This is a genomic window from Christiangramia pacifica (assembly GCF_057221535.1).
Window position 1 is genome coordinate 3,021,207 of record NZ_CM170146.1, and the last position, 24,712, is coordinate 3,045,918.

25 protein-coding genes and 1 riboswitch are annotated in these 24,712 nt (G+C 37.2%); of the genes, 15 read left to right on the plus strand and 10 right to left on the minus strand.

Annotated elements, in window-relative coordinates:
* The first annotated feature begins 22 nt into the window (after positions 1 to 22).
* From rlmH to AC2S94_RS13900, 4 genes are all read left to right on the plus strand, one after another.
* Positions 23 to 496, plus strand: coding sequence for a 23S rRNA (pseudouridine(1915)-N(3))-methyltransferase RlmH (gene rlmH, locus AC2S94_RS13885; RefSeq protein WP_484629149.1), 474 nt, complete (start codon positions 23 to 25; stop codon positions 494 to 496).
* Positions 497 to 503: 7 nt separating this feature from the next.
* Entirely contained in the window at positions 504 to 1,076 is a 573-nt protein-coding gene (locus AC2S94_RS13890) for a non-canonical purine NTP diphosphatase (RefSeq protein WP_484629150.1), read from the plus strand.
* Positions 1,077 to 1,286: 210 nt separating this feature from the next.
* The gene (locus AC2S94_RS13895) at positions 1,287 to 3,065 is read left to right on the plus strand and encodes a DEAD/DEAH box helicase (protein ID WP_484629151.1); all 1,779 of its coding nucleotides are present in this window, start codon (positions 1,287 to 1,289) and stop codon (positions 3,063 to 3,065) included.
* Between the two features lie 81 nt (positions 3,066 to 3,146).
* Positions 3,147 to 3,899 (plus strand): carboxypeptidase-like regulatory domain-containing protein, encoded by a 753-nt coding sequence (locus AC2S94_RS13900; protein ID WP_484629152.1) that lies wholly within the window; start codon positions 3,147 to 3,149, stop codon positions 3,897 to 3,899.
* On the opposite strand, the gene AC2S94_RS13905 is transcribed toward AC2S94_RS13900, so the two are convergent.
* Both AC2S94_RS13905 and AC2S94_RS13910 read right to left on the minus strand, forming a co-directional pair.
* The gene (locus AC2S94_RS13905) at positions 3,896 to 4,426 is read right to left on the minus strand and encodes an SRPBCC family protein (protein ID WP_484629153.1); all 531 of its coding nucleotides are present in this window, start codon (positions 4,424 to 4,426) and stop codon (positions 3,896 to 3,898) included. The two genes, AC2S94_RS13900 and AC2S94_RS13905, sit on opposite strands and share 4 nt — an antisense overlap.
* Before the next feature lie 36 nt (positions 4,427 to 4,462).
* Positions 4,463 to 5,116 carry a TrmH family RNA methyltransferase gene (locus tag AC2S94_RS13910; RefSeq protein ID WP_484629154.1) on the minus strand — a complete coding sequence of 218 codons (654 nt, stop codon included), beginning with the start codon at positions 5,114 to 5,116 and terminating at the stop codon, positions 4,463 to 4,465.
* A gap of 122 nt (positions 5,117 to 5,238) precedes the next feature.
* Between AC2S94_RS13910 and AC2S94_RS13915 the strand changes: the two genes are divergently transcribed.
* Both AC2S94_RS13915 and purB read left to right on the plus strand, forming a co-directional pair.
* Entirely contained in the window at positions 5,239 to 5,925 is a 687-nt protein-coding gene (locus tag AC2S94_RS13915; protein WP_484629155.1) for an SIR2 family NAD-dependent protein deacylase, read from the plus strand.
* A 129-nt stretch (positions 5,926 to 6,054) separates the two neighbouring features.
* Positions 6,055 to 7,392, plus strand: coding sequence for an adenylosuccinate lyase (gene purB, locus AC2S94_RS13920; protein ID WP_484629156.1), 1,338 nt, complete (start codon positions 6,055 to 6,057; stop codon positions 7,390 to 7,392).
* Positions 7,393 to 7,440: 48 nt separating this feature from the next.
* On the opposite strand, the gene AC2S94_RS13925 is transcribed toward purB, so the two are convergent.
* The 4 genes from AC2S94_RS13925 to AC2S94_RS13940 are packed head-to-tail and all read right to left on the minus strand — an operon-like array spanning position 7,441 to position 9,558.
* On the minus strand, positions 7,441 to 8,070 hold the full coding sequence (locus tag AC2S94_RS13925; RefSeq protein WP_484629157.1) for a DUF4252 domain-containing protein: 630 nt from the start codon (positions 8,068 to 8,070) through the stop codon (positions 7,441 to 7,443).
* A 3-nt stretch (positions 8,071 to 8,073) separates the two neighbouring features.
* Positions 8,074 to 8,601, minus strand: a complete 528-nt coding sequence (locus tag AC2S94_RS13930; RefSeq protein ID WP_484629158.1) for a DUF4252 domain-containing protein — start codon at positions 8,599 to 8,601, stop codon at positions 8,074 to 8,076.
* 11 nt (positions 8,602 to 8,612) lie between these two features.
* Entirely contained in the window at positions 8,613 to 9,062 is a 450-nt protein-coding gene (locus AC2S94_RS13935) for a hypothetical protein (protein WP_484629159.1), read from the minus strand.
* Positions 9,049 to 9,558: an RNA polymerase sigma factor gene (locus AC2S94_RS13940; RefSeq protein WP_484629160.1), complete on the minus strand. Its 510-nt coding sequence runs from the start codon at positions 9,556 to 9,558 to the stop codon at positions 9,049 to 9,051. The genes AC2S94_RS13935 and AC2S94_RS13940 overlap by 14 nt, the downstream gene beginning before the upstream one ends.
* A gap of 139 nt (positions 9,559 to 9,697) precedes the next feature.
* Here AC2S94_RS13940 and AC2S94_RS13945 point away from each other — a divergent pair, with 139 nt between their 5' ends.
* A complete protein-coding gene (locus tag AC2S94_RS13945; RefSeq protein WP_484629161.1) occupies positions 9,698 to 11,230 on the plus strand; it encodes a S41 family peptidase in 1,533 nt (510 codons plus the stop codon).
* A gap of 71 nt (positions 11,231 to 11,301) precedes the next feature.
* Here AC2S94_RS13945 and AC2S94_RS13950 read toward each other — a convergent pair whose 3' ends face one another.
* Together AC2S94_RS13950 and AC2S94_RS13955 are read right to left on the minus strand one after the other, a co-directional pair.
* Positions 11,302 to 12,348, minus strand: coding sequence for a YncE family protein (locus AC2S94_RS13950; RefSeq protein WP_484629162.1), 1,047 nt, complete (start codon positions 12,346 to 12,348; stop codon positions 11,302 to 11,304).
* Between the two features lie 11 nt (positions 12,349 to 12,359).
* On the minus strand, positions 12,360 to 14,195 hold the full coding sequence (locus tag AC2S94_RS13955; RefSeq protein ID WP_484629163.1) for a TonB-dependent receptor plug domain-containing protein: 1,836 nt from the start codon (positions 14,193 to 14,195) through the stop codon (positions 12,360 to 12,362).
* Positions 14,196 to 14,227: 32 nt separating this feature from the next.
* A riboswitch (cobalamin riboswitch) is annotated at positions 14,228 to 14,444 on the minus strand.
* A 70-nt stretch (positions 14,445 to 14,514) separates the two neighbouring features.
* On the opposite strand from AC2S94_RS13955, the gene AC2S94_RS13960 reads away from it, so the two are divergent.
* From AC2S94_RS13960 to AC2S94_RS13995, 8 genes are all read left to right on the plus strand, one after another.
* Positions 14,515 to 15,648, plus strand: a complete 1,134-nt coding sequence (locus tag AC2S94_RS13960; RefSeq protein ID WP_484629164.1) for an ABC transporter substrate-binding protein — start codon at positions 14,515 to 14,517, stop codon at positions 15,646 to 15,648.
* Positions 15,648 to 16,679, plus strand: a complete 1,032-nt coding sequence (locus tag AC2S94_RS13965; RefSeq protein ID WP_484629165.1) for an iron chelate uptake ABC transporter family permease subunit — start codon at positions 15,648 to 15,650, stop codon at positions 16,677 to 16,679. Before AC2S94_RS13960 ends, AC2S94_RS13965 begins: the two co-directional genes overlap by 1 nt.
* The gene (locus AC2S94_RS13970; protein WP_484629166.1) at positions 16,680 to 17,471 is read left to right on the plus strand and encodes an ABC transporter ATP-binding protein; all 792 of its coding nucleotides are present in this window, start codon (positions 16,680 to 16,682) and stop codon (positions 17,469 to 17,471) included.
* A 78-nt stretch (positions 17,472 to 17,549) separates the two neighbouring features.
* Positions 17,550 to 18,974, plus strand: coding sequence for a DNA recombination protein RmuC (locus AC2S94_RS13975; RefSeq protein ID WP_484629167.1), 1,425 nt, complete (start codon positions 17,550 to 17,552; stop codon positions 18,972 to 18,974).
* 9 nt (positions 18,975 to 18,983) lie between these two features.
* Positions 18,984 to 19,349 (plus strand): 6-phosphogluconate dehydrogenase, encoded by a 366-nt coding sequence (locus AC2S94_RS13980; RefSeq protein ID WP_484629168.1) that lies wholly within the window; start codon positions 18,984 to 18,986, stop codon positions 19,347 to 19,349.
* Positions 19,350 to 19,351: 2 nt separating this feature from the next.
* Complete coding sequence (locus tag AC2S94_RS13985; RefSeq protein ID WP_484629169.1) at positions 19,352 to 19,903, plus strand: acyl-CoA thioesterase; 552 nt, start codon at positions 19,352 to 19,354, stop codon at positions 19,901 to 19,903.
* Positions 19,900 to 20,853, plus strand: coding sequence for a bile acid:sodium symporter (locus AC2S94_RS13990; protein ID WP_484629170.1), 954 nt, complete (start codon positions 19,900 to 19,902; stop codon positions 20,851 to 20,853). The genes AC2S94_RS13985 and AC2S94_RS13990 overlap by 4 nt, the downstream gene beginning before the upstream one ends.
* A 28-nt stretch (positions 20,854 to 20,881) precedes the next feature.
* Positions 20,882 to 21,349 (plus strand): hypothetical protein, encoded by a 468-nt coding sequence (locus tag AC2S94_RS13995; RefSeq protein WP_484629171.1) that lies wholly within the window; start codon positions 20,882 to 20,884, stop codon positions 21,347 to 21,349.
* Here the strand turns inward: AC2S94_RS13995 and AC2S94_RS14000 are convergent.
* Entirely contained in the window at positions 21,346 to 21,744 is a 399-nt protein-coding gene (locus AC2S94_RS14000) for a DUF423 domain-containing protein (RefSeq protein ID WP_484629172.1), read from the minus strand. The two genes, AC2S94_RS13995 and AC2S94_RS14000, sit on opposite strands and share 4 nt — an antisense overlap.
* A 65-nt stretch (positions 21,745 to 21,809) precedes the next feature.
* On the minus strand, positions 21,810 to 24,662 hold the full coding sequence (gene carB / locus AC2S94_RS14005; RefSeq protein WP_484629173.1) for a carbamoyl-phosphate synthase large subunit: 2,853 nt from the start codon (positions 24,660 to 24,662) through the stop codon (positions 21,810 to 21,812).
* Between the last annotated feature and the right edge of the window lie 50 nt (positions 24,663 to 24,712).

Here is a 24,712-nt window from a genome sequence, read left to right on the forward strand (position 1 = left end):
AAGTCTGTACTAAAATCACGGGATGACAATAAAATTAGTCTGTATTGGAAAAACAGATAAACGGGAACTTGATAATCTTATCAAAGTTTATTCAGATAGGTTGCAACATTATATAAAGTTTGAACTTGAAATTATTCCTGATCTCAAAAAAACTAAAAACCTGGATGAGAATCAGCAGAAGTCTAAAGAGGGGGATTTAATACTTTCAGAAGTTCAAAATTCAGATTTTTTGGTGATCCTTGATGAAAATGGAAAGCAATTCACTTCGGAAGCATTTTCAGAATATCTTCAAAAAAGGATGAATACCGGATTAAAAAGACTCATTTTTGTAATTGGAGGACCTTACGGTTTTTCAGAAGATGTCTACCAGAGGGCCGATTCAAAAATATCGCTTTCTAAAATGACATTTTCACACCAAATGGTTAGACTATTCTTTACTGAACAGCTATACCGTGCCTTTACTATTCTAAAAAACGAACCTTATCACCACAGATAAAATATTTATGAAATTAGTTTTCGCTACCCATAACCCTAATAAATTCAAGGAAATCAAAAGTATGCTACCCTCTCATATAGAGCTTCTATCGCTTACAGATATTGGTTGTGACGAAGATATTGAAGAAACCGGGGATACGATTGATGAAAATGCAATGATCAAAGCAGAATATGTTCGAAATCATTACGGTTATGATTGTTTTGCTGATGACACTGGCCTCGAGGTTGAATCTCTAGCAGGCGCTCCGGGAGTATTTTCTGCAAGATATGCCGGAGAAGAAAAAAATGACGATGCTAATATTGAGAAGTTGCTGGACCAATTGAAAAAAAGAGATGATAGGACTGCCCGGTTCAAAACGGTGATCGCATTAAACCTAAAAGGAAATCAGAATCTTTTTACCGGAATTTGCGAAGGAACTATTCTGGAAGAGAAAACTGGAAATAGTGGTTTTGGATACGACCCTATTTTCCAACCGAAAGGTTATTCTAAAAGCTTTGCTGAAATGGATATGGGTGAGAAAGCCAAAATCAGCCATCGTGGTATCGCCTTTAGAGAATTGGTTGAATATCTAACCAAATAAACCTCGAATTTTAGCAATTTAATTTTAATCGCTGATTTTCAGTAATTTAATAAACCATTTATTTAGTAGTTAGTCTGAAATAAAAGCGTACATTTGCCGCTTGAAAATTCCTCAGGGTGAGGATGTGTTGCTGGAAGTTTAGGTTTAAGTATGTCGATTCGCTTCTTATGTAACACTTACATGATATAATCGAATACTTATTTAAAACGAATGAACGCATTCCAAAAACTTGGACTTGACGCAGATTTGCTTAAGGCCATACAAGACATGGGGTTTGAAACTCCAAGTGAAGTACAGGAAAAATCAATCCCACTATTATTAGAAAAAGAAACAGATCTTGTTTCCCTGGCTCAAACCGGAACTGGTAAAACAGCCGCTTTCGGATTTCCACTTATTCAAAAGATCGATCAGAATTCTAAAAAGACTCAAGCATTAATATTATCGCCAACAAGAGAACTTTGTTTACAGATCACCAATGAAATAAAAAACTACTCAAAGTATAAAAAATCTTTGAACGTAGTTGCAGTTTATGGTGGCGCAAGCATTACAGACCAGGCAAGGTCCATAGAAAGAGGAGCTCAAATTATCGTGGCTACTCCAGGAAGAATGCAGGATATGATAAGGAGAAATCTTGCCAATATCTCTTCTATCAGCTATTGTGTGCTGGATGAGGCTGACGAAATGCTGAATATGGGATTCTATGAGGATATTAAAAGCATCCTCTCTCATACTCCAAAAGAAAAGAAAACGTGGCTATTTTCTGCAACAATGCCAAAAGAGGTTGCGAAGATCGCTAAGAAATTCATGAAAGATCCTGTAGAGATCACTGTAGGATCCAAGAATATGGGAACTTCTAATGTTTCTCACGAATATTACCTGGTGAACCATCGAAATCGTTATGATGCTTTAAAACGTTTGGCTGATGCAAATCCGGATATATTTTCTGTGATTTTCTGTAGAACGAAAAGAGATACGCAAAAAGTTGCTGAAAAACTGATCGAGGACGGATATAACGCTGCTGCATTGCACGGAGATCTAAGTCAGAATCAGCGTGACCTGGTAATGAAGAGTTTCAGAACCCGCCAGATCCAGATGCTGGTTGCTACAGATGTTGCGGCTCGTGGAATTGATGTAGATGATATAACACATGTGATCAATTACCAGTTGCCAGATGAAATTGAAACTTATACTCACCGTAGTGGTAGAACAGGACGTGCAGGTAAAAGTGGTGTATCCATGGTGATCATTTCAAAAAGTGAGGTAAGAAAGATCAGAACTATTGAAAAGATCATTCAGCAGAGCTTTGAGCAGAAAGAAATCCCTGATGGAAAAGAAATTTGTAAAACTCAGCTATTCCACTTAGCGAATGATATCAAGAAGACAGAGATCAACCATGAAATTGATCCTTACCTTCCAACAATTAATGAAGCACTTGAAGATTTCACGAAAGAAGAATTGATCAAAAAATTCTTCTCGGTAGAATTTACAAGATTCTTTAATTATTATCAAAAAGCACCCGATCTTAGTTCGGAAACAGTTGGCGGAAGACCGGTAGTTTCAGAAGGAAATACTAGGTATTTCATCAATGTTGGTTCTAAGGATGGTTTTGACTGGATGAGCCTTAAAGATTTCCTTAAAGAGCAATTAAATCTAGGAAGAGATGATGTTTTTAAAGTGGATGTAAAAGCGAGTTTCTCATTCTTCAATACAGACGAGCAACATACAGACCTTATTCTGAAGACTTTTAGCGAATTCAACCATAACGGAAGATTCGTAAATGTAGAAGTTACTAAAGACCAGAAATCTGACAGAGGTGGCCGAAAGAGAGAACGCGGTGGCGGAAAAAGAAACGGAAAAAGTTTCAATGATAACGGTGGAAAATTCGGCAAGAGAAAAAGATCTGATAGAAACGATAAAAAAGGACCAAGAAAAGGAAGCCGAAATAAGAATATCGAAAACTCAGTTAAGAGAAGAAGGTCTAAAGCCTAATCAATAAAATTAATGCCAAACTTAATCTATAAGTTTGGCATTGTTTTTTATGAGGATTTTTTATTTTTAGCCCTGATTGTTATGAAAAACGCTTTACTCCTATTTTTACTCCTTACTACAGGGATCATGTCTGCACAGGATATTGTTACAGGAACTGTAATGAATGCTGCGAACGACAAGCCAATTGAGAACGTCCATATTGTAAACCTGAACCAGGTTAAAGGAGCGGTAACCGGTGAAAACGGTGAATTTGAATTACAGGCTACCGTTAACGACACTCTATATTTTTCATATTTAGGATTTAGATCTATTCGAGTTCGGGTCACAAATGACTGGTTGAAGTATGGGAATGTAAAGGTAAAAATGACCGAACTAGGTTTTGCTCTGGAAGAAGTTACCGTAAATTCAGTAAAACTTACCGGGTATCTGGAAATTGACGCGAAGAATATTCCAATTTACGACAACTATAGATATAGCATTTCCGGTTTGAATAGCGGTTATGAAGGTGGAGACGGTTCTCCGAGCGCTGTTACTAAAGCACTCCGATCACTCTCCAATCCAGCTGATCTTGTCTATAATATTTTCGGAACCAGGCCACGGCAGATGCGCAAGCTTCGACAAATGAAAAAAGACGATAACATCAGGGAATTACTGCGTAATAAATTTGATCGCGAAACCCTAATGGCATTGCTCCAGGTTAATCGAGCTGAAATAGATGAGATTTTGAATAATTGTAATTATTCGGAAGATTTCATGAAAACGGCAAATGACCTTCAGATTTTAGATGCTATTAATAGCTGCTACGAAGAATATAAAGTACTTCAGAAAAATTAACGGCTTTCTAGGAGCTTTTTAAGATCCTTAAGGCCCTGGTCAAATTTCTCTCCGAGTGCTTTTTCAGGTGAATAAAAAATGCTGATGATCGTAAGCGGAAATGCCAGGTGACCTCTTGCTCCCCAAACCATTTTAGTCTTTTCAGCTTCAATTTCCTTTACTCCTATATAAGTAAGCGCGTTTACCTTTACAGGTTTTATGAATAGGATCTTTGATTCGAAAACCCTTCCCTGTTTGGCTTTCGTTATTCTCTGAATTCCTTCACCAGCCTTTCCATTACCTTTCCAGTAAAAACTTGCTCCAACCTTACCATCGTCTCCTTTATACTTAAGAACTGCATTAGGATCTCTCTGAAACCAGGGATTCCATAACGGCTGATTTTTAAGTTGCCGTACAAATGTAAAAACCTCTTCGCGAGGTTTATTGATTACCACAGTTCGGCTTATGTCATAATCCTTTTTCACCCAGGCGTGTAGGAAAGCGAAAAAGGTAATAAGCGCTATGATCAAATAAAAAAACAGGGTCATGAAATAGCTTTAAAGGCGATTAAAAGTTACAAATAATTACTGATTAAGGAAGCGTTCAAGGATCTCATCTGAATTTTTCACTGTTTTCCTGGTCCAGTCCATTCTGATTTTATTTTTCTCTTCTTCAGTAAACTGCCACTTCACATCTGAATTCCTGAGCTTTGTAGTAAGACTTTGCAATATAATAGCTGCTGAAACCGAAATGTTCAAACTTTCCGTGAAACCAACCATGGGAATCTTAATAGTATCATCTGCCTCTTCCAGAATTTCATCAGACAACCCATCTCTTTCTGTTCCAAAGAAAAGCGCCGCTGGCTGAGATATATCAAAATCTTCCAGCATGTAAGATTCATCATGAGGACTTGTGGCGATGATGCGATATCCTTTTGCTCCTAAGGTTTTTAAACAATCTTTTGCAGAATTATATCTATTGATATCTACCCATTTCTGAGCACCCATTGCTATCTCCTTATCTATTCTTCTCGGAATTTTCTCTTCGATCACATGGATATTTTGAATTCCGAATACATCACAACTACGCACTACCGCACTCGTGTTATGAAGCTGATAAACATCCTGCGCCACTACGGTGATATGATCTGTTCTTTGAGCGAGGACCTTTTCAAATAAGGCCTTTCTTCTTGGAGTAAGGTATTCCTGAAGATATTCTAAGATTTTCTGTTCTTCCATCCGGAGGTAAAATTAAAAATTCGGTTAATATCCTTAAGGATTTATTGGAAACAATTTTTTTAAATTTTTAGATCCTGAAAAATTTAAAAGCCTTAACTTTTTCAGAACGAATCTGGTTCTCTATGAAAAAAATACTGGTATTAACCGGCGCCGGAATTAGCGCAGAAAGTGGCATTAAAACTTTTCGTGACGCTGATGGTCTTTGGGAAGGTCATGATGTTATGGAAGTAGCATCACCGCTTGGCTGGGAAAACGATATGGAGCTGGTTCTCGATTTTTACAATCAGCGGCGAAGGCAATTATTAAAGGTAGAACCTAACGCCGCCCACCATGCTTTAGTTGATTTACAAAAGGCATACGACGTGGAGATCGTAACTCAGAATATTGATGACCTCCATGAAAGAGCAGGAAGTAAAAATGTGACTCACCTTCATGGTGAACTACTTAAAGCCAGAAGCACTTTTGACGAAGATCTTGTGATGGACTGGAAAAAAGATATTAAAGTCGGGGATTTTTGCGAACATCATCACCAGTTAAGACCGCATGTAGTTTGGTTTGGCGAAGCAGTTCCCATGTTTCAAAAAGCGGCGCAGCTTGCTGAAACCGCAGATAAAGTGATCGTAATAGGAACTTCCATGCAGGTATATCCGGCGGCGGGTCTGGTAGACTTTGCACCGCATTACGCACCTATATATTTTATAGATCCAAAACCCAATATTTCAGAAGGTAAAAACCTGGAGATCATCCAAAAAACTGCCGTGGAAGGTGTACCGCAATTAGTCAAAAGGCTTTTAAAAGAGGAGACATAAATTATCTTAGTTATAGATTATAATTAACAATATTTCGGTTTGATAGTTAGAATTTAAGTAATTTAAAGCTTCAGTTTTTTAGTACCAATTGAAGCGGTATCTTTACCGTTTTAATTTTAAAAACACAACATGACATCCCTTACTGCAGTTTCACCCATAGATGGACGCTACAGGTCTAAAACGAAACAATTATCAGCCTATTTCAGCGAAGAAGCACTAATTAAATATCGAATTCAGGTTGAAGTTGAATATTTCATTGCGCTTTATGAGGAAAAATTACCTCAACTTCAGGATGTTAACACTGAAAATTTCCAAAAGCTAAGGGAGCTTTACACCAATTTTACAGCCATCGACGCACAGGCAGTGAAAAAGATCGAAAAAGTCACGAATCATGATGTTAAGGCGGTAGAATATTTTCTGAAGGAAGAGTTTGGTAAACTTGGTATGGAAACTTCCAAGGAATTCATTCACTTCGGGCTTACTTCCCAGGATATAAACAATACTGCAATACCATTAAGTTTAAAAGATGCTATTGAAGACGTTTATTTTCCGGAATTGAAAGAGATCGTAGAGAAATTAAAATCTCTTGCTTCTGAATGGAAAGATATTCCTCTTTTAGCAAGAACTCATGGTCAGCCAGCTTCTCCAACACGACTTGGGAAAGAAGTACAGGTTTATGTAGAAAGGCTGAATGAGCAGATAAAACTTTTGAAACAAATTCCACATGCAGCTAAATTTGGTGGTGCAACTGGTAATTATAATGCTCATAAAGTCGCTTTTCCTAAGCATGACTGGAAAAAATTCGGGACAAATTTTTTAGAAAACAAGCTTGGTTTATACCACTCCTTCCCTACCACGCAAATTGAACATTATGACCATATGGCCGCATTGTTCGATGGACTTAAAAGAATAAACAACATTCTGCTGGATCTGGATAGGGACATCTGGACCTACGTGTCGATGGATTACTTCAAGCAGAAGATCAAAAAAGGGGAAATTGGTTCTTCTGCTATGCCTCATAAAGTAAATCCTATAGATTTTGAGAACAGCGAAGGAAATCTAGGGATTGCTAATGCCGTGTTTGAACATCTTTCAGCTAAGTTACCGGTTAGCAGGCTGCAGAGAGACCTTACAGATAGTACGGTTCTAAGAAATATTGGCGTTCCAATTGGTCATACCATCATTGCTTTCAAATCTACCTTAAAAGGACTAAATAAATTATTACTTAACGAAGAGAAGCTGAATGAAGACCTTGAAAATAATTGGGCCGTTGTAGCGGAAGCAATTCAGACCATTCTACGTAGAGAAGGTTTTAAAAATCCTTATGAGGCGTTGAAAGGACTAACCAGGACTAATGAAAAGATCACTGAAAAAAGCATGTCACAATTTATTGATCAGTTAGATGTTTCTGATGATATCAAAAAAGAACTTCATAAGATAACACCGCAAAACTATACTGGTATATAATTAAAAAAGCCCCGGAATCGGGGCTTTTTCTTTTCAACTAATCACAAACTACATTTCGGTAGTGCTATTTTGATCTGTAGAGTCTTTATTTGTATTTCCAAGTTCAATTCTAGTTTCTACTTTAATCGAATCTTTCTCTTTTGATGAATCACCAAATATTTGCCCTAAACCTTTTAATCCTTCCACATCAATGTTGTTTCCGTCAAGGGATTTCATAAGCTGCATGATCTTTTGCGGATTCATATCTTTTCCAAGAACTCTGGCTACCCCCAATCCCTGTGCATCATCATAACCAAAAACGATCAATTCATCAATTGCATCTTCTTCTCCTGTAAAATACAGTTCAGCTTTACGGTCTCCACCACCATACTTCATTAGCAATTGATATTTTTCATCTTTGAAAATTTCAGATAATTTCATTTTCTCTTCCTCAAATTTTTCAGGATTCTCTTCCTTTTTCAAGGCGAGAACATTGATCTTTTTGATACTTTCCAAAGTCGCTTTTTCTTCAGCTTCCAGGGATTCACTATTGGTAAACATACTTGTTGGGATATCCAGAGCAAGGAAATCGGTGTCTTCCTGGTTTTCCACGTAGTATTTCTGTAAAGATTTATCGTTCTCACAGGAAATTAAAACGCTCGTAAATGCTATTGCAAATAATAATTTGATTGATTTCATGGTTTATGATTTTTTGTTGGCTTTTTTTAATTCTTCCGCTCCAGGTACTTTAAGATCTGAAGTAAGTTTAGATAACTGGGAAAGATCTATTTCCCCGGTAATACTCAAAATAACTGTCATTGGCTTATCACCTTCTGAACCTTCCAGATACATGAATAATTCTCTTACATAATTATCATTTTTACCTGGTAATGAGTAAAATTTAATATTCTGACCGTTATCATTGACTCTCATTAATTCTTCCAAAGAACCTTTTTGTAAATAAGATTTGACATCGGTTTCCATCTGAGACCTTACATTGGAGTTTGAAGATTTAAAGATCTGAATGCGATCAAGATTTTCAATGAGCTTCATATATTCCCTGGATTCAGGATCGTTCTCGCTAAGATCTACTTTTGCCAGCATTTTAAACATCTTACTGGTCATGACCATGGCGTCTACGTCTTTCATATCCTCATACTTATCAAAGCTTTGGGACTGCATAAAGAATGGCGCCAATGCCAACAAAAGACTTACTATTATTCTATTCATGATTTCTGGTTTTAAGGTTCAATTTCTATTATTTTATTTTTTGTGTTATTAAATTCTTTAAGGTATACGAGATCAGATTTTCCCTGATTCATAAACTGAGATACCATATTCAATGTTTCTTTTGTTTTCTGGAGGGCTATCTCTTCATCACTTATGGTTCCAAGGTCATTAGAATTTAAAGATCTTGAAGAATCATTGAAAAAGAAGATTCCCACGGCAACAACAAGAATGGCGGCAATTGAAGTCCAGGTATACCAATTTCTTTTAGTTCTTGATTCTGTTTTACCGTCATAAGTATGTTCTCTTTGTTTTGCTGAATAAAGAAACATAAGCTTATAACTTCTCAAATGTTCCGGAACCTCAGCATTTAGAAAATACTCCCTAAGCTGCTTTTCTTCTGCCAGGGTAGTCTCACCATCCTCGTAGCGCTCCAGAAGTCTCTCTATTTTATCTAATTCCATAGTTATGTTTTTTTATTAAATTTTCTCTGATCGCCTTTCTAGCTCTGGACAAAGCCACTCTTATAGCTGTCTGGTTCATCTCCATAATCTTCGCGATCTCATCATATTCATACTGTTCAACATCCCTAAGTTGAAATATCATTTTCTGCTGTTCTGGCAACGTGGCAACAATCTTGCCTAACCATTCCATCTCGTCATTAACCTCAATTTCAGATTGCAGGGAAGCCTGGTTACTTTCATAATTTTGATGAACGATGCGCAAATTATTGTTCTGTTTCAATTTTAATTGATCCAAACAGTAGTTTTTAGTGACTGTCATAGCAAAAGCTTCGATATTGGCATAATGCTTGATTTTATCTTTGCGGTTCCATAATTTAAGAATCGCTTCCTGAGTAGCATCCTCGGCTGCTTCTTTAGAAGTTAACAGTCTTAGCGCCATTCTATACATTTTATCCTTAACAGGATCAATAATATTCAGGAAGGTACTTTCTTTCATTATTTGATGGTTAGTTAATTATGCCTTCTTACACTTACGACGAATGGTAAAGAGATTTGTTACAAGAAATTTTTTAATTCTATTTATGTGACTATTTTTAGAAAAAATTTGTGAAAAATAATTAACCCTAATTTTTATTATGAGAATATATAAATATTTAATGCTATTTGCTCTGGTTGGAGGCTTATTTACTTCCTGTAGCAAGGATGATGATGTGGTTGCCACTACAGATGACACACCGGTTGAACAGAAAAAAATCGAAGGAAATCTGGATCTTGAAATCAAGGATTTCATTTGGAAAGGACTTAATTACTGGTATTTGTACAAAGGCGAAGTGCCTGAGCTAGCTGATAACGCTTTTTCTACTGAAAGTGAATATATCGAATTCCTTGAGAGCTATTCAACTCCTGAAAGTTTCTTTAACGAAGGTCTACTTTATGAGGAGGACAGGTTCAGCTGGATCGTTGATGATTATGAGGAACTAGAAAATACATTCGCAGGAGTTAGAACAACTACTGGTATCAACTACGGATTAGCTTATATAGATTCAGATTCTAATGATCTTGTGGGTATTATTCGATATGTAGTAAAAGGTTCTCCGGCAGAGATGGAAGGTCTTCAAAGAGGAATGCTTTTTACTGAAATCGATGGTCAGCAATTGACTCTAGAAAATTATAGAACACTTTTAGGTTCTGAAACACTTACTTTTGGTTTTGCTGATTTTACAGATAATGGAATTGAAGCAAACGGAGAAGAAGTAACGCTTACGAAAGTTCAGCTCAACGAAAATCCAATTTTGGTTGCAAAAACTCTTGACGTAGATGGAATTAAGGTTGGATATCTTATGTACAACAGTTTTGTTCACGATTATGATGATCAATTGAACGATGCTTTCGCTCAATTCCAAAGTGATGGGGTAACTGAACTTGTATTGGATTTAAGATATAACGGAGGTGGTAGAGTTTCTACCGCTGTAGATCTTGCAAGCATGATTACCGGCCAGTTTAAGGATAAGATCATTATCAGAACAAAATATAATGACAATATCGATGCTCAATTGAGCGAAGCAAGTAAAGTTACAAGGTTTGACGATATGATTTTTGATGGTAATGAGAATGACCACCCAAATCATTCACCAATGCCTATTAATAGCTTGAATCTTGATAAAGTATATGTTATCGCTACAGGATCATCTGCTTCTGCAAGTGAGCTAATCATAAACGGACTTGCTCCTTACATTGATGTAGTTCATGTTGGTAAGAAAACGGTTGGTAAAGTGCAGGCTTCTATAACTCTTTATGATGCAAATGTACCTTACTATGAAAAAGTGGGACTGAATCCTGATCACAAATATGCGATGCAACCACTTATCTCTACTTCCACGAATGCGGATGGAGAGGCTTACCCAGGAGGATTAATCCCTGATATTGAAGTATCTGAGAAATGGGATAACTTCGGTATGCTTGGAGACCCTAGCGAACCTTTATTAGCTGCTGCCTTAAACGATATTACTAGCAACAGAAGCTTCCTTAGACTTATTGACGAAGGTAAATTTATTCCTAACGTAGTTGGAGAAAGCTTTGAAGATGAAGATGCTTACAGAAATATGTACATCGACATCCCTTCTGGTGATGAATTTAAAAAGATCAAAGCGGCCGAATTTAAAGACTAAATAAGTCTGATGGTCCTAAATACAAAACCCTCGCTTTTGGCGAGGGTTTTTTGTTTTCGTATCTCTACACTTTAATTGAAGTAGAAATTATTCGGACCCACTCCAGCGGTGAATTCGTTTACTAATTCTCCAGATAAAGTATAAATTCTTACCGTTCCGTTAGAAGCAAAATCTCCAGCGTCAGATAGATAAATAAGATCTTCTTCAACTTCAAACCCATACATTTGCCCGAATTGAGAAGTACTTTCATAGGTAAGCAATGCCTCACCTGGCTCCTCTTCAAAGTCCTGGTTCAATTGATAAACTGAAGTACCTGAAGTGAAATAAATTATCCCATTCTCAATATCTAAATTATTTGCTGCAGATATATTTTCTGAAAATTCAATTTGAGAAACTACCGCATCTGTGCTCAAATCTATCTTCTCTAATTTAGATGAAGAAAGCGCAAAAATATTGTTGCCATCAATTTCAAAACCATTCAATGAATTATTGGTTGGTATTGATTTGATAAAACTCTGTGAATTGGGATCAAAAACTTCAATGGAATTTCCAGTACCGTAAGCCGCCCCTTCCACATATATTAATCCCGAATTTTCTTTAATTTCAGAAAGATAGGTTCCTGCAACCACCGTATTCTCCACTTCAAGTAAGTCCAGATCTAATACAGCAATGTAATCATCTTCAGCCGTTGCAAAATCTGCCACATTAGTCACGTAACCTTTACCATTGTTAACTAATCCGAATAGAGGAACATTTAATCCACTATCAATTACACCTACATATTCAAAAGAATATCTATCTACTACGGTAATTAGGTTGGATCCGTTAGAAATTATGTATGCATTATCTTCATCAAAGAACATAGACTGAACAAAGTTTCCAAGGTCCATATCAGTATTTACAGTTTCGAAAATATTATTTTCTATGGCATCCTTTTCGGCATTTATAAAAGATACAGTTCCTGCAGACTGAGAACCTTCATTTAATACCAGTACTCCGTTCGCATAGGCTGCGTCTTCAGATGGTTTTGGGGCATTTATGCCATCATCATCGCTGCTACAGGAATTAAGCAATAATGAACCTGTAATACCTAAAAGGAAAAGTTTTGTGATTTTCATTGTGAATTAAATTAAAATTTGAGATTTATATAAAGGTTAAAATTTACTCCCGGCATCCACCGGTCTTCTACGTTCTGATATTCTTTGTCAAATGCATTATTCAACCTGCCCCCTATTTCCCAATGTTCGCTTGCATCAGGATGGTAAGCCATTTGAATATTGGTCAATAAGTATCCGGGTAGTTCTTCACTATGATCTGTTCTGGTATAAACAGAACCGTTGTACATAAATTGAATAGACGGTGTAAATTGATACCACCTATAACTGATATTACCGGTCACTTTATGAAATGGCACGTAAATTAATTGCTTATTAGACTCGAGATTTTCGCTGGTAGTGTAAGCATAAGTGGCTCTTGCTATAAGATCGGTATCTGAAGAAAATGACTTTTTCCAACTAAAAAATGATTCCAAACCATAAATATGAACTTCTTCTTCATTTTTAGGTCTCCACACTCCATTCTCTCCTGGCAGCCAACGTATCATATTCGATAAATCATTATAATAAAATGTAAGCCCAGCTTCGAAATTTTTGAATTGCAGCTGATTTCCTATTTCCGCCTGTAATGATTCTTCGGGGTTCAATTCTGGATTACCGGCAGCAGACCAGTATAAATCGTTATAAGTTGGTATTCTAAAGTTTTTTGAAGCATTCAACTTAAGATTATAAAACTCTGAAAGCTGGTAACTGGCTCCGAAAGAAAACAATAGCGGACTTTCATAATTGTTCGTGATCTCTTTTCTCAATCCAGCCTCATATTCAAATTTATCTGTTAATGCGTGCTTTCCCAGGAATGCGGCAGAAAAAATATTGCGATCCTTATTCCCGATATTGCTTCCCTCACCATCTGTATACGTATTCTGAAGTACTGTATTTAAAAGTACATTCTGATTCAATTCATAATTCAAGTCGTATTTGGCGATCAGGCTCTTGGCAATACCGAAACTATTATTGTTAGACTGAATATTCGGGAAGTATTTATATTCTTCATTAATAAAAGCCAGGCTAGTTTTCTGCTGAAATGAGTCAAATTCACTATTCCATTCCAATAGATTTCGATTAGTGAGATCCTGGTACTTTGTACGATTTTCAGAAGGGCGAATCAAAGAGAAATGGCGCTCACCGTCATAGAATTCACTAATAAATTTCAGGTTATTTTTCGAGTTGATACGATAACCCATGGCCACATTAATACTGTTATTATAATATTCGCCATTTAGATTTTTTCCACGCTTGTCTGGAAAATCATAATCATTATCACTATTATTCCTGGCCAGCGCTAGATTTAAACTCCAGTCATTCCTGGCTAGTTTATAGTTATAGCGAACATCTAACGTATTAAAACTTCCATATTGTAAAAGCATTTGGTGCTCTTGCTTTCTTTTAAATGAAACTGAATTGTTCAGATGGATACTTCCCCCAATCGCACCAGTCCCATAAACTACGCTTCCTCCACCACCTCTAATTGAAATTTGATCATAGGCGCCCGTATTTATACTATTGAAATCGAGTTGTCCGTTAAATTGAGAATTGATATTTATTCCATTCCAAATCACCGCGGTTTGAGAAGCAGAGGTTCCACGGAAAGCAGGAGAAGACACCATGCCTCGACCGTTTTCTTTAAAATAGATGGATGTATTAAAGTTAAGAGTGTTAGTGAGCTGTGGTTGGTTTTTTCTTAGTAAAGAATCTGAAAGTTCCTGTATTCTTTGACCGGTAGAAAATTGCTTAAGTTTCGCATCGCTTATTTTGACTTCATCAAGCCAATTGATAGAGTCGTTTTGTGCCGTTACGAAAGTGCAACAGCATACAAGCAAAGCAATTAAAAGATATACGTTTCTATTCATAATCTGCCGACCTTTATCCCGAAAGTCACTCGATATTAGTTGAAATTCGGGCAGGTCTCCTGGCTCACGTACTGCAATCTACCTTCCCACCCTTGCGGGCAGTGGTTTGAAGAATTATTGCAGCCACCCTTCCGGGCTAAGCTTACAGTTGCGGGAACAGCTCAGGTTTATGAAGTTTGCACTTCCCCTGATTCCCTTTTAATCCGCACAGAAATAAATCGGTGCTGAACCAAAATTTCGAGGCGAAAATAAACAATTAAGTTTGGTAAGCCGTTCAAAAATTTAAATAATCTTACTTTTGAAACCAAAATCACCGGACTTGAAGAAAATTCTATTCCTATTTTTATTATTCGGCATCTTTGCCTGTAAAAATGATTCTAACTCAGAAAATCCTGAAATACAGGAAAGAGCTGAAGTTGTTATAGAAAATGCCAGTGGTTTTAGTATCACTAAATTTAATGGTTACAGTGTATTGAGAGTTAATACTCCATGGCCGGATGCCAAAGATCCATTCATCTATTTATTAAAAGAGAAGAATGCTGAAATCCCTAAAGACCTGGAATATGATCAGCAGGTGGAGATACCCGTGAAAAAGATCGTAGTCACTTCTACTACTCATATCCCTGCCCTGGAGGCTTTGGATGAAGAGAAATCTCTGGTCGGTTTTCCTGGTTTAAATTATATCTCTTCAAAAGGTACACGAGCTTTAATCGATAATGGATCCATTTCAGAATTAGGACAAAACGAGAATATCAATACAGAAGTTTTAATAGATCGTTCTCCAGATGTAGTTATCGGTTTTGCCATCAATGCTTCGAACAAAAGCTTTAAAACTATTCAGAAAACCGGGATTCCGGTGATCTACAATGGTGATTGGACAGAGCTTACTCCTCTAGGAAAAGCAGAATGGATCAAATTCTTCGGTGCACTTTATGGAAAAGAGGAGAAAGCAGCTAGCATTTTTCAGGATATCAAAACCGAATACAATAAAGCGAAAGAGCTCGCCAGATCTGCTGAAATTAAGCCGAAGGTAATTAGCGGTTCCATGTATAATGATACTTGGTACATGCCTTATGGAAATTCCTGGCAGGCTCAGTTCATACAAGATGCAAATGCCAGTTATCTATATTCGGAAACTAAGGGCAACGGAAGCTTATCTCTGGCTTTTGAAAGCGTACTGGAAAAGGCCGAGGATGCTGAATTCTGGATAAGTTCAGGTCAGTTTACTTCTTATGAGCAACTTTTTAATGAATCTGAACATTATAAAAAATTCAAAGCAGTAAAAGAAAAAAATGTTTATTCCGTGAGCCTTTCTCAAGGTGCAACGGGCGGAATTACTTTTTACGAACTTGGACCACAAAGACCTGATCTTATTTTAAAAGATCTGATAGCTATTTTTCATCCAGAATTACTTCCAGATCATGAACAGGTATTTTACAAAGCCCTGAATTAATGCTGAACCAGAGAAAATATACGCTATCCATTATACTCCTGTTTCTGGCAGTAATTGTAACTGGATTGTTTAATATCAGCCTTGGTTCGGTGAATATTCCAATTAAGGATGTAACAGCAGCATTACTCGGTTTTGAAGTAGAAAAAAATACCTGGAAATACATCATTCTGAACTACCGCTTACCAAAAGCGATAACAGCCATCATAACTGGATCTGGACTGGCCGTGAGTGGACTTCTAATGCAAACTTTATTTCGGAATCCCTTAGCAGGACCATATGTTCTTGGCCTTAGTAGTGGAGCCAGTCTTGGAGTTGCGATTGTTTTTATGGGAGCTTCAGTATTTGGAGCATCTTTCGCTGCCGTTCTATTATCACAATGGAGTCTTGTGATCGCCTCGAGCCTGGGAAGTTTATTAGTATTATTTGCCGTGATCCTCGCTTCAATTAGGTTAAGAGACACTATGGCGATATTGATCATAGGCTTAATGTTTGCGAGCCTTACTGCCGCTATTGTGAGTGTATTAGCTTATTTTAGTCCGGCATCTCAGTTACAACAATATGTTTTCTGGTCTTACGGAAGCCTTGGTGATCTTAGCTGGAGCGAAGTTTTGATACTTGGCCTATTCTGGTTAATGGGAATTCTAATCACCATCGGAAGTATTAAAAACCTAAATTCATTGTTATTAGGAGAAAAATATGCCAGAAGCCTGGGCACTAATATCAGAAAAAATCGCTTTATGATCATTGTAGCTACCAGCCTACTAGCCGGAAGTATCACCGCTTTTGCCGGGCCTATAGCCTTTGTTGGTCTGGCGGTTCCGCATCTTATAAGACAGGTGATCCCTTCTGCCAATCATGTAAGCCTTGTACCGGCTGTTATTTTTGGTGGAGCCATCTTAATGCTTATTTGCGATACTATTGCGCAGCTACCTGGAAGTGAATATAGCCTTCCCATTAATGCTATTACTTCGCTCATTGGAGCACCTGTTGTAATCTGGTTACTGATAAGAAAAAGAAAATTCAATTTTTAGATGATGTCTAATTACTCAAATATTGTTCTCAAAACTGAAGAGCTTAGCATCGGCTATAAGAAGAAAAAAAGCACTCAAATTATTGCTGATAATATAAATTTTGAGGTTCATTCGGGGGAATTAATAGCAGTGATCGGGATCAATGGAGCAGGTAAATCGACCTTACTAAAAACTTTAAGTGGAATTATACAAGTTATTGATGGAGAGGTTGTTATATCAGAAAATAAATTATCTAAAACAGAGCCTGACAAATTGGCAAAACATATCAGCTTAGTACTCACCGATCAAACTCCTTCAAAAAATCTAAGTGTAACGGAATTGATCGCTTTGGGAAGACAACCATATACCAATTGGATTGGTCGACTCACTAAATATGACTTGAAAAAGATCATGAATGCGATCAAAATGGTAAATATTGAAGATATAAAAGATAAAAAATGTCACGAATTGAGTGATGGCCAGTTTCAAAAGGTTTTGATCGCGCGAGCCCTGGCCCAGGACACTTCCCTAATCATACTGGATGAACCAACCACTCATCTGGACCTATATCATAAAGTATACGTCTTAAAATTACTTCAAAGGTTAAGTAAAGAGACTGAAAAAGCTATAATTTTCGCCTCACATGAGATCAATCTTGCGCTTCAATTGTGCGATAAGTTATTGATTATGAAAGAAGGTAAAGTTCTATTTGGTACGCCCGCAGAACTAGTCCGTAAGAATACCCTGGAAGATTTATTCCCTAAGAATCTAATTCAGTTTGATAAAGACTCTTCTAGCTTCAGGATCAAATAGAGAATTTCACTTCAATTTTTCTCTCACTCTCTTCTCTAAAATTCTTAAATAAGTATCTTTGAGAAAATCCATTTTTACATGAACGAATACCTTCTCATTTCCATAATTTTTATCGTAGCTCTGGGAATAGGCGTCTACATCGGCAAGCTAATCTCCAGTCTGAAATCTAAATCTGAAACTGGAATTCTCGAAGAAAAAAATAATCAATTAAAAGTTCAAATAGAAGAGCTTAAAAATCAAAATATAAGTGACTTAGAAAAAAATAAGTTTGAGATAGCCGAGTTAAAAAATGAATATAATTCTGAGATCGAAAAACTGGAAAATGAGAGAGAGCAAATTAGAAGTGAGAAAGATCAAATCAGCCTTGAACTAACCAGGAAAAATTCAGAATTTAAAAATCTTCAGGAAAGAAGTGAGGAGCAAAAAGCTGAAGTAGAAAAACTTCAGGAAAAATTTACCAAGGAGTTTGAGAACCTTGCCAATAAGATCCTCGATCAAAAATCTGAAAAATTTACCAGCCTTAACAAGCAGAATATTGAGAATATCCTGGACCCACTTAATAAAAAGATCAAGGAATTTGAGGAGAAAGTAAGCCTGAGCAATACCGAATCTGTAAAAAGACATGCTGAGCTTGGAGAAAAATTGAAAGCTCTTAACGAGCAAAATACAAGAATTAGCGAGGAAGCAACCAATCTCACCAAAGCATTAAAAGGTGATACCAAAATGCAGGGGAACTGGGGAGAAATGGTACTGGAAAGAGTGCTGGAGAGAAGTGGACTTCAGAAAGACAGCGAATATTTTGTTCAACAAAGTTTTAATACGGAAGAAGGAAAAAGAGTAATGCCCGATGTGATCATTCATTTACCGGGAGATAAGAAAATGGTAGTGGACTCCAAGGTTTCGCTCAATGCCTACGAACGCTATATTAATGAAATAGATGAATCAGAAAAGAAAACACATCTCAAAAATCATCTCATCTCTGTACGGAACAGGGTTAATGAATTGGGCAACAAAAACTACCATTCTCTGTACCAGATGGAAAGCCCTGACTTTGTTCTGCTTTTTATTCCGATCGAAGCAGCCTTTGCCATAGCCTCTAACGAATATCCTGGTTTATATAGCGATGCTTTTGAAAAGAACATTATCATCGTTACCCCTACCACGCTACTTGCGGTACTGAAAACAATAGACAGCATGTGGCAAAATGAAAAGCAAAAACAAAACGCGATACAAATCGCTACTCAAGCCGGTGCCCTTTATGATTCTTTCACCAATCTAACAGATGAGCTTCTTAAGATTGGAAGACAAATTGGTACGGTTCAAAACTCCTATGAAGGTGCGATGAAAAAGCTTACGGGTAAAGGAAATCTTATAAGGAGGGTTGAAAAGCTAAAAAAGCTGGGCGCTAAGGCCAGTAAACAATTAGATCAGAAATTGATCAATCGGGCAGAGATGGATGAAGATGAAGAAGATGCAGAAAACCCTACCTTAAACCTAAGATAAATAAACTTTATGAAGAAGACCTTAATTTACATTTTAGGAGGAATATTTATTCTATGGTTGCTTTATTATGCGTTCATTTATTTCGTACCCTACAGTGAGGGAACCAGAAGCGGTGAATTGATAAAATTCAGCCGGAAAGGTGTTATTACCAAAACCTGGGAAGGGGAAATTTCCCAAGGAATAAGTGGTGCGCAGATCTTCCAGTTTTCAGTATTAGATAAAAATGATAAAGTGATTAAAAATCTGCAGGAATTCGAAGGCCATTATGTAAAGCTCACTTACGTAGAAAGGTTTGGAACATTCTTTTTCTGGGGAGATACAAAGTATTTCATCACCGAAGTTGAAAAATCTGAAAGTCCACATTTTAGAAGATAACCATGCAAAAAGATTTTAAATATATCAAGGAAAGCCAGGTGGTCATTTCTGAATTAATGCTTCCCTCCCATTCTAATTTTAATGGAAAGATTCATGGAGGCTATATTCTTTCACTTTTAGACCAGATCGCATTTGCCTGCGCCAGCAAGCACTCAGGAGCCTATTGCGTAACCGCTAGTGTTGACACCGTAGATTTCCTGAAACCTATAGAAATTGGCGAATTAGTGACCATGAAGGCATCTGTGAATTATGTAGGCAGAAGTTCTATGGTTATAGGAATTCGTGTAGAAGCTGAAAATATACAGTCTGGTGTAAAGAAACACTGTAATTCCTCGTATTTTACAATGGTTGCTAAAGATGATAAAGGCAATTCGGTGCAAGTTCCAGGTTTGATACTGAAAAATGATGACCAGATACGTCGTTTTGCCAAAAGTATCAAACGTAAGAATATGAAGAAGAAAAGAATTCAGGAATTTCATGAAACAGATTTTTCTTCAGAGAAATACCTGCATATTCTGGAAGACCATAAAGCGAAAATTGAGCTCGACTCTTGAAGTCCTTCGGATTTATATTCGCAATTTTTATCGCCATTGGGATAGCATATCTATTTCCGCAGGGAGTGGAGTTACTACCTTTCAAAACCATTACAGATATTGGAATAGGCCTTATCTTTTTGTTCTATGGGTTAAAATTATCACCGGCAGAATTTAAGGCCGGGCTGATGAATTACAAAGTGCACATAGTTATTCACCTAACCACTTTCATAGTTTTTCCATTGATTTGTCTCGCCTGTCTACCACTTTTTGAAGATGGTTTGAGATCTGATCTCTGGATCGCATTATTTTTCCTTGGAACACTGCCTTCCACCGTATCATCTTCAGTAGTAATGGTAGCTTTGGCCAAAGGGAATCTCCCCACCGCGATCTTTAATGCAAGTCTTTCAGGATTAATAGGAATTATCGCAACTCCATTATGGTTAAGCTTTGTGCTGGAGAAAACTACCGATTTCGAGTTTTTATCGGTACTTCAAAAATTGTTTTTACAGATAATTGCACCACTTGCTATCGGATTATTTCTACAAAGATTTCTGGGGCACCTCGCGAAAAAATACAGTAAGCAATTAAGCTTGTTTGATAAAACGACGATCATATTGATCATCTATTCCAGTTTTAGCAATTCCTTTTCTTCCAACCTGATAGAATCTGTTGAGTTAGAAGAACTATTGAAAATGGTGGGGATAGTAATCGCCTTGTTTTTCCTCATTTTCTTTGGTCTGGCCTATTTTTCAAAACTTTTAGGTTTTAATACGGAAGATAAAATTGCCACCCAGTTTTGCGGAACTAAAAAATCACTGGTTCACGGCACTGTAATGCTAAGGGTAATTTTTGGAAGCTCGGCCAATTCAGGAATTTTACTACTTCCGATCATGATCTATCATTCCACACAATTGATCCTTGTGGCGTGGTTCGCTGAAAAATATAGAAAAAGAAATACCATCGATTGAGTTTTTATCTATTTTTAGAATAAAAACAATGAAGTTAAAATTCTTATTTTCTTGTCTTTCCTGTTTTCTGCTTATCTCCTGCAACCAGGATAAAAAAGAAAAATTAGCAACTCCCGATTCAAAATCTGAAACTAAAGAAGTTAAAATTAGTAGTCGCTGTTATAGCTACACGATGAATAATGACACTATTTATCTGAAAGTTACCAATCTGGAAGATTCTTTGGTGGAAGGAAACTTAAGCTATAATCTATTCGAAAAAGATCGTAACCAGGGAAGACTTGAAGGTAAATGGCATGGTGACAGCCTTTTTGCAGATTATGAATTTGAGTCTGAAGGGATGACTTCCACGAGAGAGGTTTTTTTTCTGAAAACAGACTCAGGTATGATCGAAGGTTACGGTCCGGTTAAGGACACACTCAATAAAGTGGTTTTCCAGGAGCATAGCACGCTCATTCTCAATGAAAATATCCTATTAAAATCTGTAGACTGTTATTAAGGCTTTAAGTAAGGAGCTATATCGAGTAGATTGATGGTTAAAAGTATCCAGCCAATTATTAATAATAAGCCGCCTAATGGAGTAATTGGACCTAAAATTTTTATCTTTTTTCCCTTTGATGAGCTCCAGGTTAGACCATAAATACTAAAAGAAAAAAGTAGTATCCCAACTATAAAGCACCAGGCCATTAAGACTTCCATACCTTTTAAAAATGGAAAGGTTACTCCGGAAATAATCAATACTATCGCGTGATACATTTGATATTTCACTCCAGTTTCAAAACTTTTCAGTTGGTCATCACTGAAACTTTTTTTTAAGGCATGCGCACCAAAAGCACCTAAAATTACAGATAAGGTTCCAAAAATTCCGCCAGAGATCAATACAAGTTCTTTCATAAAGTAAAATCATAAAAAAAGGTCATTTCAAATATAGCTGAAATGACCTTTGTATTTGGTTCTGATTATTTGCTCAGATACATTTTTCTTCTTGAATAGAGATCGTAGAAATCATCATCCTTCAGACTATCAATGAATAGAATACTTTCTCCTGTACTCTTCATTTCAGGCCCTAATTGTTTATTCACTTTTTGGAACTTATTGAAAGAGAAAACAGGTTGCTTGATTGCATAACCATCCAGTTGAGGATTAAAATCGAAGTCTTTTACCTTCTTGGCTCCAAGCATCACTTTTGTCGCATAATTCACATATGGCTCTTTATAAGCTTTGGCGATAAAAGGAACAGTTCTGGAAGCTCTTGGATTTGCTTCAATAATATAGACCTTTTCATCCTTGATCGCAAACTGAATATTGATCAACCCTACAGTATTTAGAGCTAGCGCGATCTTTTTTGTGTGATCTTTGATCTGCTGCATTACCAGGTCTCCAAGATTGAATGGTGGAAGTAATGCATTTGAATCACCGGAATGAATTCCGCATGGTTCAATATGCTCCATGATCCCGATTATATAAACATCTTCCCCATCGCAAATCGCATCGGCTTCCGCTTCGATAGCTCCATCGAGATAGTGATCCAGAAGAAGTTTGTTATTTGGTATTTTTCTAAGAAGATCAACCACATGCTCCTCCAGCTCATCTTTATTGATAACGATCTTCATACCCTGACCTCCAAGTACGTAAGATGGTCTTACCAGGATTGGGAAATCAAGTTCTTCAGATAATTTTAAAGCTTCTTCAGCATTTTCAGCAGTTCCGAATTCAGGATAAGGAATATCGTTTTCCTGAAGTAGTTTGGAGAAACTTCCCCTATCTTCAGCAAGATCCAGTGCTTCAAAGCTGGTTCCCATGATCTTTACTCCATACCTATTCAGCTTTTCAGCCAGTTTAAGCGCAGTTTGTCCTCCAAGTTGCACAATTACACCTTCAGGTTTTTCATGCCTTATAATGTCATAGATATGCTCCCAGAATACCGGCTCAAAATATAATTTATCGGCAGTATCAAAATCTGTCGAAACAGTTTCGGGATTACAGTTGATCATGATAGTTTCATAACCGCATTCTGAGGCAGCCAATACTCCGTGAACACAACTGTAGTCAAATTCGATTCCCTGACCAATCCTGTTCGGTCCAGATCCAAGTACGATAATCTTTTTTCTATCTGAAACCTGACTCTCGTTCGCCGTATAGAATTCACCTTCCTTAGACTGAATTCCTTCCTCAAATGTTGAGTAATAATATGGAGTTTCAGCTTTAAATTCAGCTGCACAGGTGTCAACCAGTTTATAAACTCTATTTACTCCTAATTCTTCCCTTTTTGAATAAACTTCACTCTCTAGGCAGTCCAGCATATGCGCGATCTGTCTGTCAGCAAAACCCTTCTGTTTAGCTTCTAGTAATAGATCTTTTGGAAGAGAATTTATATCGAATTTTGAAATTTCGTTATCCAATGCATGCAGTTCCTCGTATTGCTTTAAGAACCACATGTCTATCTTGGTGATCTCATGAATTCTACTGAGCGGAATACCCATTTGTATAGCATCATAGATCACAAACACTCGATCCCAGCTAGGGTTTGCTAATTTATCAATGATCTGATCGTAATCTTTATATCCTTTACCATCGGCACCTAAACCGTTTCTCTTGATTTCAAGCGACTGCGTAGCTTTATGAAGTGCTTCCTGGAAGGATCTACCAATTCCCATTACTTCTCCCACAGACTTCATCTGAAGACCTAACGTACGGTCTGCACCTTCAAATTTATCGAAGTTCCAACGAGGGATCTTTACGATCACGTAATCCAGTGAAGGTTCAAATAAAGCTGATGTAGATTTGGTGATCTGGTTATCCAGTTCATCTAGATGATACCCTAAAGCTAGTTTAGTAGCCACTTTCGCGATTGGATAACCCGTGGCTTTAGAAGCCAAGGCCGAAGATCTCGATACACGAGGGTTGATCTCAATAGCATAAATATCCTCTTTCTCATCAGGACTTACAGCAAACTGAACATTACATCCACCGGCAAAGTCTCCAATACTTCTCATCATTTTGATAGCCATATCCCTCATTCTCTGGAATGCACTATCACTTAAAGTCATAGCCGGAGCAACCGTTATAGAATCACCAGTATGAATCCCCATTGGATCCATATTTTCTACGGTACAGATGATCACCACATTATCATTCTTGTCACGAAGTAATTCAACTTCGTACTCCTTCCAGCCCAGTAAAGCTTTGTCGATTAAAACCTCGTGGATAGGTGATGTTTCCAAACCATAGGTTAGCATCTCATCAAAATCTTCAGCGCGGTGAACAAAACCTGCTCCACCACCACCAAGAGTAAAAGAGGCTCTAATTACAAGCGGATATCCGAACTCCTGAGCCACTTCTTTACCCTGTAAGTAAGAAGTTACCGTTTTTGCTGGAGCAACCGGAATTCCAATTCTTCCCATTAATTGTTTGAACTGCTCTCTATCTTCACAAATATTGATCGCATCAATATCAACACCAATTAGTTTTACATTAAAATCAGACCAAATTCCTTTTTCATCTGCTTCAATACAAAGGTTCAAAGCAGTCTGACCTCCCATTGTTGGCAACACAGCGTCAATCTCCGGATGTTCTTTCAGGATCTCGATGATGGATTTGGTTGTTAGGGGTTTCAGATAGACATGATCAGCCATTGAAGGGTCTGTCATAATCGTTGCAGGATTCGAATTGATTAGGATTGTTTTTATTCCATCTTCTCTCAATGATCGCAATGACTGAGTTCCGGAATAATCAAACTCACAGGCCTGACCAATGATAATCGGCCCCGAACCTATGATTAAAACGCATTTGATGTCTTTGTTTTTAGGCATGATATTGTGTTGTATTCGCTTTTAGTTGTGTTTGCAGTAAAATTAAGAAG